The organism is Ehrlichia ruminantium str. Welgevonden (assembly GCF_000026005.1).
Taxonomy (GTDB): Bacteria; Pseudomonadota; Alphaproteobacteria; order Rickettsiales; family Anaplasmataceae; genus Ehrlichia; species Ehrlichia ruminantium.
Genome location: NC_005295.2, coordinates 1,279,307 through 1,294,075 on the forward strand (window position 1 = coordinate 1,279,307; position 14,769 = coordinate 1,294,075).

The 14,769-nt window shown below is 30.3% G+C and carries 6 protein-coding genes and 2 rRNA genes; 5 read left to right on the forward strand and 3 right to left on the reverse strand.

Features of this window, described 5'->3' with window-relative positions; translation table 11 throughout:
- Positions 1-341: 341 nt before the first annotated feature.
- Positions 342-1,799: an IMP dehydrogenase gene (gene guaB / locus ERUM_RS04045; RefSeq protein ID WP_011155428.1), complete on the forward strand. Its 1,458-nt coding sequence runs from the start codon at positions 342-344 to the stop codon at positions 1,797-1,799.
- Between the two features lie 2,465 nt (positions 1,800-4,264).
- On the opposite strand, the gene rrf is transcribed toward guaB, so the two are convergent.
- Together rrf and ERUM_RS04055 are read right to left on the reverse strand one after the other, a co-directional pair.
- Positions 4,265-4,379, reverse strand: a 5S ribosomal RNA gene (rrf, locus tag ERUM_RS04050).
- A gap of 69 nt (positions 4,380-4,448) precedes the next feature.
- Positions 4,449-7,237 (reverse strand): 23S ribosomal RNA (locus ERUM_RS04055).
- Positions 7,238-7,537: 300 nt separating this feature from the next.
- Between ERUM_RS04055 and ERUM_RS04060 the strand changes: the two genes are divergently transcribed.
- The 4 genes from ERUM_RS04060 to trxA all read left to right on the forward strand — a co-directional run bounded on the left by ERUM_RS04060 (position 7,538) and on the right by trxA (position 10,932).
- Entirely contained in the window at positions 7,538-8,383 is an 846-nt protein-coding gene (locus ERUM_RS04060; RefSeq protein ID WP_011155429.1) for an alpha/beta fold hydrolase, read from the forward strand.
- Between the two features lie 221 nt (positions 8,384-8,604).
- Complete coding sequence (gene pdhA / locus ERUM_RS04065; protein ID WP_011155430.1) at positions 8,605-9,594, forward strand: pyruvate dehydrogenase (acetyl-transferring) E1 component subunit alpha; 990 nt, start codon at positions 8,605-8,607, stop codon at positions 9,592-9,594.
- A 147-nt stretch (positions 9,595-9,741) separates the two neighbouring features.
- The gene (gene virB9 / locus ERUM_RS04070) at positions 9,742-10,518 is read left to right on the forward strand and encodes a P-type conjugative transfer protein VirB9 (protein ID WP_011155431.1); all 777 of its coding nucleotides are present in this window, start codon (positions 9,742-9,744) and stop codon (positions 10,516-10,518) included.
- Between the two features lie 90 nt (positions 10,519-10,608).
- On the forward strand, positions 10,609-10,932 hold the full coding sequence (gene trxA / locus ERUM_RS04075; protein ID WP_011155432.1) for a thioredoxin: 324 nt from the start codon (positions 10,609-10,611) through the stop codon (positions 10,930-10,932).
- Positions 10,933-12,856: 1,924 nt separating this feature from the next.
- Here trxA and mtaB read toward each other — a convergent pair.
- A complete protein-coding gene (gene mtaB, locus ERUM_RS04080; RefSeq protein ID WP_011155433.1) occupies positions 12,857-14,098 on the reverse strand; it encodes a tRNA (N(6)-L-threonylcarbamoyladenosine(37)-C(2))-methylthiotransferase MtaB in 1,242 nt (413 codons plus the stop codon).
- Positions 14,099-14,769 lie beyond the last annotated feature (671 nt).

Here is a 14,769-nt window from a genome sequence, read left to right on the forward strand (position 1 = left end):
TTTTAGGAAATATCATTTTTTATTCAATATTTCTAACAAATCATCAAATAATATTAATTATAAAAACAATTAATGCAATCATAATACACCTTATCATATATGGGAAAAATATATAATTTTATAAGCAAAATTATCATAGTAAGTTGCTCTAGTAATAAAACTCCAATAATATAAAAAATTAATAGCTTAATCATTAGATAGCTACTTAAATAAAAGCATACATTTAGAACACAAGCATCTATACTCTAGTTTTTTAGCAATAATAGATAATATCCAGCAATATTATTGCACGAACAATAAAAAATTAATATACTTTATGAGGAACCTTTTATAGGAAAAAAGTGGAACTTTCTTATGCTTTTGATGATATACTAATTGTACCATCAGCATCAGATGTATTACCTGCTGACACAAATGTGACAACATACATAACAGAAGAGATAGAACTTAAAATTCCTATCATTTCTGCAGCAATGGACACAGTTACAGAAGCAAATTTAGCTATAGCATTAGCACAACATGGTGGTATAGGATGTATACATAAAAATTTTTCTACAGATCAACAGTTACTTGAAGTAAGAAAAGTAAAAAAACACGAAAGTTGGATAGTATATAACCCAATTGCAGTGTCTCCTGAAGATAGCTTAGCAGTCGCTTTATCAATTATGAAAAAATACAGTTACTCTGGAATACCAGTAGTTACAGAAACAGAAAATGGTAAGCGTTTAGTAGGAATATTAACAAATCGTGATGTAAGGTTTGTTGAAAACAAAGACTGCAAAGTAGCAGACATTATGACTAAAGATCACCTAATTACAGTTCCAGAAGGTATAGAACGCTGTGATGCAATAAAGTTATTGCAGAAATATAGGAAAGAAAGACTAATTGTTGTAGACAATAACTACTGTTGTGTTGGGCTGATTACAGTTAAGGATATAGAGAAATTCAATCAATTTCCAAACTCATGCAAAGACAATTGTGCAAGATTAAGAGTAGCAGCAGCAGTAGGTACAGGAAAAACAGATGGAATTGAAAGAGCTGAAGCACTACTTGCAGAAGATGCAGATATAATCATAGTCGATACAGCACATGGACATTCTGAAAGGGTGTTAACAACAGTAAAAGAAATAAAAACACTTTTTCCACATGCCCAAGTAATTGGAGGTAATGTAGCAACAGGAGAGGGAGCATTAGCATTAATTGAAGCAGGTGTAGATGCAATAAAAGTTGGTATCGGTCCAGGATCAATTTGTACAACCCGTATTGTTACTGGTGTTGGTGTACCACAATTTTCTGCAATAAGAAATGTAGTCAATGCATGTAGGAACAAAAAAATAAGAATTATTGCAGATGGAGGTATAAAATATTCTGGTGATATAGCAAAATCTATAGCAGCAGGAGCAGATGTTGTAATGATAGGTTCTATTTTTGCTGGTACAGATGAAAGCCCAGGAGAAATTATGATATATAATGGACGCGCATATAAGTCATACAGAGGTATGGGATCTCTTGGTGCAATGAAACGTGGATCAGCAAGTCGATATTTTCAAGATAGCAATCATAAATTTATTCCAGAAGGTATAGAAGGGAGAGTACCTTTGAAAGGTCCAATCTCTGGAGTAATACACCAGTTAATTGGTGGGTTAAGATCTGCAATGGGATATACGGGTAATCGAAATATATGTGATATGAAGAAAAATTGCAAATTTACTAGTATTACATCAGCTGGACTACGTGAAAGTCATGTTCACGATGTAATCATTACTCAAGAAGTATCAAACTATGACCCTATTGCTTAATTATATTTTTATAACTATATGTAAGACATCTACATAACAAATATGTTATTTTGATAATTTCAATTAATGTATTCGATCAATAAATTAACATATTCAAGATACTAACTTACTCCTTTATAATTAAAGTTATGCATTAATGCGCATATACACACATAACATTCCACTTAAACTGCATGCTCAAAAGTATATTATAAATAAAGAAATTAGTAACGAGATAACCAAATATTTCTCTATCTTAAGTTAGTTACTGTAATCATAATCTTTATTAGCAAATTACATTATTTAAATTTCTTATCATCTACACAAAACAATAAAAACACAATTATCAACTATGACATTATTAATTTCATATAATATTCTTTGAAATATGCTATTAGTAAAAAACTAATCATAAATCATTACTAAGATTAAATAAGTTATATCTTATTCTCATCTCTAAAAATCCATATAAGAAAATAAATATAATATTATTAGTTTAACAATAATCCTTCCTTGAATAAATTAACCAGTAAAAATAGACTTTTCTTATTCCTTCTCTATACACATAAATAATTAATACAATTTTATAATTATGATTTTCCAGTACTTAATTGCACATTTAATAATCTATACAGAAGATTTAATAATACATATTAAAAATATATTTCAAAGTCTATTATATAGTAATAAATATATAATATTATTAGTTTAACAATAATCCTTCCTTGAATAAATTAACCAGTAAAAATAGACTTTTCTTATTCCTTCTCTATACACATAAATAATTAATACAATATTTTATAATTAATTTTCCAGTACTTAATTGCACATTTAATAATCCATACAGAAGATTTAATAATACATATTAAAAATATATTTCAAAGTCTATTATATAATAATAAATAAGTTAACAACTTCAAACTTTGTAATATCACATATACATATCTTCATCTATTTCTTCTATTCAAAATCAAATTACTATCCTTTAGGATTTATCGTATCTTATCTTTATAAAATATATCAAACAATAATATCAGCTAATTTCAAAATAACTTTTCTAGTAAATTAAATCATTTTTACATAAAATTTTTAGTGATTACTTGTACTTCATTTGAAAATAACACCTTTATAATTTAGCAAGTGTTTTATATACTACACCTATTAATTTGAGAGATCACTACTAAATCAAACAAAGTGAATCAAACGTATCACGGCAAGAATAAACTGATAATCACACACACTACTTGTATCACAAAGACTATGCTTCTCCTTAATAAGTATAGTATTTTAATATTTGGAAAATTGTAAATTGATATCACATTTATAATTATGCTACATAAACAAGCACAGTTAATAAACTAAAGCTACAGCAAGATTTTTTTATAAATTTATAGCATTCGTACAAAAATCCAACATTAATTAAGATAAACTTACCATTATAATAGTAATCATGTTTACTAATATATAATATTATAAACAACTTGATATTCTTGCTCAGGATAGATTAAACTAATAACTAAAATACTATTAGTCTATAATTATCAGAAATACTAGATATAGGAAAAACACTAATGTATACTTCTTTTTTTATATACTAATATTGAAGGTTAAAGTAACAAATTCAAAAATTTATTATTTCTCATAACCTTTGTACTTAACAACTGATAAACATACCTTTATACAAAGGTTATATACAATAACTATTAAAAATAATAAAATATTATACAAATTATAACATACCATTACTAGTAAGTTTTACTCACTGCAAATCAATACATAGATATATAAAATTACTACAGTTTATTATGAATAACTTTTAATAATTAACAATAAGAGATTACTACATTAGATACTTTCTAAATCATGGTAAAATATAATTAAAAAATAACAAAATCAAAAGTATGTACCTATACACATTTTACTTTTTTAAAAATAATTATTGTTTTCATGTGTAATCTCATGGTTTATTCACCATCACATTTCTACTATACTTTAAAATTACCTAATTATTATTAAATAACAAAAGACTTAGCTACTGCAAAAAGACTACCCACATCATAAAAACTATTATATATGAAATATCCAAGATATACTTATAAGAAAAACACATAAGACTCTAAGTATTACGATTGATAACATCCATTAATGATTACACTTAGTAACTACTGATATAGCTAAAACTCATTTAATAAATATACAACAAATTCTTAAGTAACACAGATTTATATAGAGTTATTGCTTCTATATCAAATTACGCGTTGTATAATAATGTTATAATAAAATTTATTATTTAAATATTCTCTTTATTATCAGTGATACCTACAAAATACTTATCCACTATACTTAAAAACGTCAATTAAGAAGAAAATGAAAAAACATACTCTCAAATGCATAATAACAAGAAACAAGCAACTCTACACAAAAAAGAAAAATATTAACCAAAGAAAATACTGGAAGCTACAATAAAAAAAATTATAGCTTAATAAGGGTGGCAGCGACCTACTCTCCCGTGCCTTAAGACAAAGTACCATAAGCGCTAGAAGGCTTAACTTCCAGGTTCGAAATGTAGCTGGGTGTATCACTTCTGCTATTACCACCAACCCAATTAAACTATAAAACAAAATAAGCAAAAAGACAAGCTGCAGTTTTAATACTACATATAATTACAAATTAAGTAAATCAATCGGGCTATTAGTACTGGTTAGCTACATATGTTACCATACTTACACACCCAGCCTATCAACGTGATAGTCTCTCACGGCCCTAATGGGGAAATCTAATCTCAAGGAAGGTTTCTTACTTAGATGCTTTCAGTAATTATCCTATCCATACTTAGCTACCCAGCTATGCTGTTGGCACAACAACTGGTACACCAGAGGTATGTCCAACTCGGTCCTCTCGTACTAGAGTCAGATCCTCTCAAATTTCCAAACGCCCACGGAAGATAGAAACCGAACTGTCTCACGACGTTCTAAACCCAACTCACGTATCACTTTAATCGGCGAACAGCCGAACCCTTGGGACCTACTTCAGCCCCAGGATGTGATGAGTCGACATCGAGGTGCCAAACGGTGTCGTCGATATGAACTCTTAGACACCATAAGCCTGTTATCCCCGGCGTACCTTTTATCCGTTGAGCGATGACCCTTCCACTCGGAATCACCGGATCACTATGACCGACTTTCGTCTCTGCTCGGTCTGTCGACCTCGCAGTCAGGCAAGCTTATGCCATTGTACTATAAAAGCTGATTTCTGACCAGCTCTAGCTTACCATCGCACGCCTCCGTTACTCTTTAGGAGGCGACCGCCCCAGTCAAACTACCCACCATACAATGTCCTAACCCCAGTTCATGGAGCATAGTTAGATATCAAACATGTGAAGAGTGGTATCTCAAGGACAACTCCACTAAAGCTGGCGCCCTAGCTTCAAAGTTTCCCACTTATCCTGCACATCACATTTCTAATATCAATGTAAAGCTATAGTAAAGGTGCACGGGGTCTCTTCGTCTACCCGCGGGTACCCCGCATCAGCACGGGGAATTCAATTTCGCTGAGTCGATGTTGGAGACAGTGGGGAAATCGTTACGCCATTCGTGCGGGTCGGAACTTACCCGACAAGGAATTTCGCTACCTTAGGACCGTCAGTTTTACGGCCGCCGTTTACTGGGGCTTCGAATTGGAGCTTGCACCCCTCATGTTAACCTTCCAGCACCGGGCAGGCGTCAGACCCTATACTTCCACTTACGTGTTTGCAGAGTCCTGTGTTTTTAGTAAACAGTCGCTACCCCCTATTTTGTGCCACCTACACATGGTTGCCCACGCACAGGCCACCCTTCTCCCTAAGTTACAGGTGTAATTTGCCGAGTTCCTTCAACATCGTTTTCTCAATCGCCTTAGTATACTCTACCCACCTACCAGTGTCGGTTTACGGTACGGACTTATAAATTTAAGCGCTATTTCCTGGGATTTTTTTAAAGCATAAGCCAATCCAATAAGGCTTATACTAACACAAAATCCGTCACGCTTAAAAGGTTCAGGAATATTAACCTGATTTCCATCGACTACTCCTTTACGGCCTCGCCTTAGGATCCGACTAACCCTGCGCAGATTGACTTAACACAGGAAACCTTAGGTTTTCGGCGAGAGTGGCTTTCACACTCTTTCACGCTACTCATGTCAGCATTCTCACTTTTGATACCTCCAGCAACCCTCACGGATCACCTTCACAGGCTTACAAAACGCTCCGCTACCAGACCTAATTTACATTAGGAATTCGCGTCTTCGGTATATGGCTTGAGCCCCGTTACATCTTCGGCGCAAGAAGACTTGTTTAGACAAGTGAGCTGTTACGCTTTCTTTAAAGGATGGCTGCTTCTAAGCCAACCTACTAGCTGTATTGGTCTTCTCACTTCCTTCCACACTTAGCCACAATTTCGGGACCTTAGACGGCGATCTGGGCTGTTTCCCTTTCCACCACGGACTTAGCACCCATAGTGTGTCTGCTGTATAACTACTTATTGGTATTCGGAGTTTGATTGGATTTGGTAAGAGGATGAGTCTCCCTAGTCCATTCAGTGCTCTACCCCCAAAAGTATATAGTACAACGCTCTACCTCAATAGATTTCGCGGAGAACCAGCTATTTCCAAGTTTGATTGGCCTTTCACCCCTAACCACAACTCATCCAATACTATTGCAACAGTAACAGGTTCGGTCCTCCAATGTACTTTACTACATCTTCAACCTGGCCATGGTTAGATCACTTGGTTTCGGGTCTAATCCATTAAACTAAACGCCCTATTCAGACTCGCTTTCGCTGTGCCTACACCTAACGGCTTAAGCTTGCTTAATAGATTAACTCGCTGACCCATTATGCAAAAGGTACGCTGTCACCCTAATACATATTTTAAGATTGCTCTCAAAATAGATATAAGGCTCCAACTGTTTGTAAGCATTTGATTTCAGGGTCTATTTCACTCCCCTCCCGGGGTTCTTTTCACCTTTCCCTCACGGTACTTGTTCACTATCGGTCGTTAAGGAGTACTTAGGCTTGGAGGATGGTCCCCCCATCTTCAAACAGGATTTCACGTGTCCCGCCCTACTCAAGGATCTATAACATTTTTACTTATACTGGGCTATCACCATCTATGGCTACTCTTTCCAAAGTATTCTAATTTTTAATTATAAATCACTGGCCTGGTCCGCATTCGCTCGTCACTACTAACGGAGTCTCATTTTGATTTCCTTTCCTCTAGCTACTTAGATATTTCAGTTCACTAGGTTTGCCTTGTACACCTATGAATTCAGTATACAATAATCAATAAATTGATTGGGTTTCCCCATTCAGAAATCTGCGGATCAAAATTCGTCTGACAATTCCCCGCAGCTTATCGCAGCCTACCACGTCTTTCATCGCCTCTTAACGCCAAGGCATCCATCAAATGCTCTTTGTTATTTACTCATTTGCTGTATATGCAGTACTAAAACTGCATTCTTAAATTTATACTTTTAGCTAAATTGAATCAGATTGATGATTAATTACCATCAACCTTACCATTTTATTAATCTTTTTGCTTACTTGTCAATCAACAAAGCAACATAAAAATATATGTAACCCATGAGATATAAGTTTTAACTACATATGTATTTTATGTCAATATTTATTTTTATTTATTTTTATTTTTTTTTAGTATCTATTTCTTAAAATCAATTACCATCTTATTATAAAATACAATACTTACAGATTTGATATAACCTGAACATGCTATTTCATACATTAGATATAAATCAATTTCAAGAAAAATTCACCATGAATTACTCATATTTTGATAGTAGTAGCAGTAAATATCTAATATGCGTACATGGAATAACAAGAAATTGCAGAGATTTTGACTACTTAGCAACTGTCTTATCTAAACACTACAAAATAATATGCCCAGATATTGTAGGAAGAGGTAAAAGTTCGTGGCTCCAGAACTATAAGTTATATAATTATTCTACTTACTGTAAAAGTATAGTATACTTACTAAAACATTTAAAAATTAATCAGATTGATTTCCTCGGGACTTCGATGGGTGGAATAATAGGAATGTACTTATCGGCATATTTTCCTAACCTAATTAATAAATTAATTATTAATGATATTGGACCGTTCATTAACATCGATTCCTTAAAAAAAATTGATAAAAATATCAATATTAATCCAATATTCAACACTATAAATGAAGTAGAACTATACATAAAAAAACTATTATATAGTTTTGGAATAACCCAAGAACAGCATTGGCAACATATCATTAAACACAGCATAGTACAAAATTCTGACAATACATATGCATTAGCAGTAGATCCAAAAATAGGAATAGCATTCAGCGAAGAAATTAGTAATATAGAGAACATGGATATGTGGAACATATGGAATAAAATACACAGTAAAATATTGGTAATACGTGGAGCAGTATCAAATATATTAACAAGATCTATATTAAATCAAATGGTATTATCAAAACCAGACATGAGTTTTATAGAGTACCAAAATGCAGGTCATGCACCAGCACTCATGGAAAATTATCAAATACATGATATACAAAACTGGTTACTAACATAACTATACAGTTATTACAAGAGTACATATTAAAGTTTTTAATATTTGATTAATGGTTAAGCAAGTTAGTATATTCATGAGCAGTTATATTTAGACTGAAAATTTAATTATTGCGATATGCTAATAAATAAGTTAGCAATATCTTAATATTGAATTATAAGATTACTCAAAAAAAATAGTGGCAATATGCCACAAAAATTAAGCGTATTAATTTAAGGTAATACATGACAACAGACCATATACACAACTTGACAAAGCAACAACTAATAAATTGCTATCATGACATGTTGCTAATACGCAGATTCGAAGAAAAATCTGGACAATTATATGGAATGGGGCTTATAGGTGGGTTCTGTCACCTGTATATAGGCCAGGAAGCAATAGCAGTTGGTATACAACATTCAATAATAGAAGGAGATTCTATCATTACTAGTTATAGAGATCATGGTTTTATGCTTTCTTCTGGTACCGATCCAAAATATGTAATGGCAGAACTTATGGGCAAAAGTACCGGATGTTCAGGAGGTAAAGGTGGCTCTATGCATATGTTCAACATAGAAAAACAATTCTTTGGAGGACATGGTATCGTAGGTGCACAAGTTCCTATAGGTACAGGAATTGCTCTTGCTAACAAATACAAAAAAAATAACAACGTGGTTTTTACATGCTTTGGAGATGGAGCTACTAACCAAGGACAAGTATATGAAGCTTTTAATATGGCTGCACTCTGGAAATTACCAGTAGTATATGTTATTGAGAATAATGAATATGCAATGGGTACATCAGTATCTAGATCATCTTATATTACAGATTTATATAAAAAAGGAGAAAGTTTTGGTATACCAGGATATCAAATAGATGGAATGGATTTATTTGCAGTAATAAAAGCAGCAACTGATGCAGCAGCTTATTGTAGAGAACAAAACGGACCTATTTTATTAGAGATGAAGACATACCGCTACAGAGGACATTCTATGTCAGATCCAGCAAAATATAGATCAAAAGAAGAAGTGGAAAAAGTGAAAGAAGAAAAAGACCCATTGATAAACTTAAAAAATTATATGATATCCAACAAAATCATATCCGAAGAGGATTGCAATAAATATGATAAAGAAATTCGCAATATCGTAAAAGAATCTGTAGAATTTTCTCAAAACAGTAGCGAACCAGCAGTAAATACATTATATACTGATGTATATAAAAACACAGATTAAGATAGAAAATACATATCATGATACAACTGACAATAATTTAAACATATAACACTAAAATTAAACATTTATACTAAATCTGCATGGAATTGTTGCAAGTTACAATATTAGTGCTAAAATTAAGTGTTATGTATCTTATAAAAGCACAAAATGAAAAATTTAGTAGTAATTTTTATTTTGCTTCTACTAAGCAGTAACATTTGTTTTGCAAAGCAGGAAGTACGTACTATAGCTGAAGATGATCATATTAAGGTTATGACTTATAATCCTCATTCAATACATCAATATGTAGGATTCTATGGCTATCAATCTAGTATATTGTTTGAAGATGGAGAAACAATCGATACAATATCTATGGGTGATTCAACCGGTTGGCAGTTAATCCCAAAAGGTAACCGACTATTTATTAAACCTGTCGCAGATAAAGCAAATACTAATGCAACTATCATAACAAATAAACGAGTATATTATTTTGAGTTCCTTGCAGATGAAGCTACAGGACTTGACGATCCTAGGTTAGCTTATGAAGTAAGGTTTTTATATTCTTCTACTGAAAACTTTACACCAGATAGCTCAGGAATGGTTTTCCCAGTAGAACAAGCTAATATTCCAGATTTAACTGATATTGAAACTGCAAAAAAAGGCTTAAATTTTGACTATCTAGTTTCACACAATAGAGGAAGTCAAAGAATAGTTCCTTTAAAAGTCTTTGATGATCATCAATTTACTTACATGCAGTTTGCACACATTAATGCGGATTTACCTTCTATATTTACTGTAGACTCAGAAGGATATGAATCATTAATTAATTTTCGAGTGTCTGGTGATTATGTAATTATTGAAAGAGTTAGTGATGCATTCACATTACGTTATGGTTCAGATACAGTATGTGTGTTTAATAACAAGTACAATAAAAAGAAACGCTAGGTAGTAACGATTTTTTATGATTGTTCTTGATATAATTAACAACTACTTTACAATATGTGAAAAATTTGTACTTAACTAGGTGGTATTATAATGATTGAACAGATTGAAGATAGTGATTTTCAAAGTAAGGTTATTTCTTGTAAAGAAGACATTTTGATTTTAGTAGATTTTTGGGCTCCGTGGTGTGGACCTTGTAAAAGTTTAGAACCTCAATTAGAAAAGTTAGCCAATCAGTATGCTGATAAAATTAAAATTTATAAGTTAAGTATCGATAATAATCAAGATGTTGCTATTCAGTATGGTGTTAGTGCAGTACCCACTATACTAATGTTTAAAAATGGAAAAAAATTAGCACAAGTAATTGGGGCTGATATTTCCAGAATAATTCTTGAATTAAACAACTATATAAGCTAAACAACAAGGAACATAAAGTTTGCATAACAGTATGTTTATTTATTATTCTATGTCCTATTTGCATATAGCATTTAGCAGTTTATTGTAGAAAAATATTGTTATAGCATTATAATTAAATCTTGCTACACTGATGTCCTTAGTAGGAAATAGGATTGTTTACATACAAGCCTAAGTACTGAATAAATTAAAAACAACATTATTGTACTATTTAAATAATAGCAATACCATCAAAGTTATACAGTAACAGCAAATATGTGTAGCAATATATAACCACTCATATAAATTAAGTATTCAAGTATCTTTTTTATATACAATATCGCTAGAAATTACAGGTCTATTATCAATAAGTAATCAGCATTTCTATAAAAAACAAACCCTTCGCATCAATAAGTATCAAATATAAAAAAACTAAGCTTGTTATATAAAATAACCATACCAACAAAGACCATACAACTTAGCAAATAATCAACACTTTAATAAAAACAAAATGCAGCTTGTCATATATACATCAATATCAAATATAAAATAACCATACCAGCAAAAATCATATAACTTAGCAAATAATCAACACTTTAATAAAAACAAAATGCAGCTTGTCATATATACATCAATATTAAATATAAAATAACCATACCAGCAAAAATCATATAACTTAGTAAATAATCAACACTTTAATAAAAACAAAATGCAGCTTGTCATATATACATTAATATTAAATATAAAATAACCATACCAGCAAAAATCATATAACTTAGTAAATAATCAACACTTTAATAAAAACAAAATGCAGCTTGTCGTATATACATCAATATTAAATATAAAATAACCATACCAGCAAAAATCATATAACTTAGTAAATAATCAACACTTTAATAAAAATAAAATGCAATTTGTCATATATACATCAATATTAAATATAAAATAACCATACCAGCAAAAATCATATAACTTAGCAAATAATCAACACTTTAATAAAAACAAAATGCAGCTTGTCATATATACATCAATATTAAATAATAAAATAACCATACCAGCAAAAATCATATAACTTAGTAAATAATCAACACTTTAATAAAAATAAAATGCAATTTGTCATATATACATCAATATTAAATATAAAAAACTATATCATTAAAGATCATATGATCTAGTCAATAATCAACATTTCTACAGGAACATAACCTTTGATATATCAATAAGTATCAAATATAAAAAAATAACAAATTCAACATATAAAATAACTACGGCATCAGAAATTATATTAGAAGGATAATTAATATGTAAATTAGAATATTTAGTAACTTTTTTAGTACATATATTCAAATACTAAACTTATAAAAATACTATTATCTTTCAAATAACCATAATATTCAGCTATATCACAATAAATAAATGTTCATAACATATAATCAATAGAAAAATAAATTTTCTATACAAAAACAAGAAGAATATTAATTAGCTTCCCTTTAGCAATACAAAATATTAACAATATAAATTAATATAATACAATAAAAAGATATGATACAAATGTTAATACGATCATATATTTAAAACATTACGCATTTATATATTGGCTATAATGGAAAAGAATTATTTCCATTTTCTCCATTTTAAAACCATTAAAAGTATATTTTAGTAATTTTATGTAAGATGTTGTATGTCTTATTTGATATCAGTTGTAATACTAGATGTGCATAATTATAATAACAGAAAAATTTTTTTTCACATGTGAATTATATAATTACATTAGAAAATCCTCCCAATTCTAAAGTTATCGAAAACATATTGTGATCGTTTTATGAAAAATAATATTTACTATTAAACAATTTTAGTATTAATCACAAGTTACAAGTATGTTACCTGAATATAAACATTAAAGCATTTTTAGATAATATAACAAACATAATTATGAACCTTGAGATTCTCACAATTTTAAAACTTCAGCAATCAAATAGTTACCTTCAACTGCTTTTACCATCACTTCAACAACACTCTGTAACTGAACATCTTGACTAAAAAACTTAACCAAAGCAAAATTTTCTGCTCTACCAATACCTGATTTTTCAACAACAATACTTTGCCTTGTATGTAACAGGGTATTATAAAAACTTTTCAATCTTTTCTCAGAAATTTCCCATAAATATTTTGTACGTCTCTTCCTAACCTCTGGTGAAACCTGAGGCATCCTAGCAGCTGGAGTACCTTCTCTAGCTGAATATGGAAATATATGCAAATATGAAATATTTGCTTCTTCTATCAATTTAACAGTATCATTAAACATATCTTCTGTCTCTGTTGGAAATCCGACAATAATATCAGCTCCAAATACTATGTCTTTTCTCATGCCACTTACTCTATTACAAAATTCCACTACCTGTTCTCTATTATGTCTACGTTTCATCCTTTTAAGAATTAAATTATTTCCAGATTGCAAGCTTAAATGCAAATGTGGCATAAACCTAGGTTCATTTCCAATAATATCAATAAGATCATCTTCTATCTCTGCTACATCTATAGACGATAACCTTAATCTACGTAACTGTGGTATAGCTCCTAATACCCTCTTTATCATAACACCAAGCATACGTTGACCATAGATATCGATACCAAAATCACTAATATCTACACCAGTAAAAACAACTTCATTATATCCATTATTAACACAATCTTTTACTTGAGTTATAATATCTTCAATATGTAGGGAACGATTATTACCTCTTGCTTTAGTAATAACACAAAAAGTACATTCATGATTACACCCATTTTGTATTTCAATCAATGCTCTAGATTTACCAGGAAACTGTTTTATTGAATCTTTTATAACTTTTCTTGAACTACCTATATTTCCTACAATAACTTTATCAGCAGTAATATAACTTTCATATTTCAGTTTATCTTCATTCCCTAAAACCTTAACTACACCTGGCATACTCATATATGATTCTGGATTTAATTGAGCAGCACATCCTGCTACAATTATTTTAACATTAGCATTATTATTATAAAGTTTACGTATTTTGGCTTTTACTTGACGTTCTGCTTCACTAGTAACAGCACAAGTATGCACAACAATAACATCATCTAGTTCTGCTTTTTTTAAATTATTTTTTATAACTTCACTTTCATAAAAATTTAATCTGCACCCAAAAGTAATTACTTCACTCATTACATTCTCTAACTATTAAGTTATTTATATAAAATTAAACACTGTTTAGCAGTATCATATACTTTAAATTAACTTGATTAAAATTATTTATTTGCGTTTGCACAAAACTTATTTTGTCAATTACCTAATAAAACCACAAAAATTTTACCAATTAATCACTATTATAACACTTATCATAACATTTTTATAATGTACTGATAAACATACATAATTCTATTACCAAAGTCCCTTTCATAGGACTTTATAGCCTATGTAAAGTAAACTACAACTTAAATAGAGTTATCATTTATTTAGAAGTAAGTCTGTATTACTCAACAAAACATGCATTTTCTATACTAACAATACACTCATATATATCATGACATCAACGGAAAAATTTATTCAACTTAAATAATAAGAGATAAGAAAAGCAGTTATTTATTGATTGTATACTATAGTGAATGTTGTCTACTTGTATAAAGTTAAAAACAATTTATTCCTTATACTAGACTTTATTATGATATATCATCACACCTATATCTTATTAAGTAATGTTTTACTTTATTTATCATATTCTTTCTTGTATCTTATTTGCTATTACTTTTAATTCTATCTAATATTTTTTTCACTTTATTACAATATTATTTAATTATGTACTAATCCTAAATGAATGTATTATAGAAATAAAAAAA

Excerpts from the sequence above, each read along its gene's own strand:
- pdhA (WP_011155430.1), top strand. The coding sequence starts at position 8,605 with ATGACAACAGACCATATACACAACTTGACAAAGCAACAACTAATAAAT.
- mtaB (WP_011155433.1), bottom strand. The coding sequence starts at position 14,098 with ATGAGTGAAGTAATTACTTTTGGGTGCAGATTAAATTTTTATGAAAGT.
- virB9 (WP_011155431.1), top strand. The coding sequence starts at position 9,742 with ATGAAAAATTTAGTAGTAATTTTTATTTTGCTTCTACTAAGCAGTAAC.
- ERUM_RS04060 (WP_011155429.1), top strand. The coding sequence starts at position 7,538 with ATGCTATTTCATACATTAGATATAAATCAATTTCAAGAAAAATTCACC.
- trxA (WP_011155432.1), top strand. The coding sequence starts at position 10,609 with ATGATTGAACAGATTGAAGATAGTGATTTTCAAAGTAAGGTTATTTCT.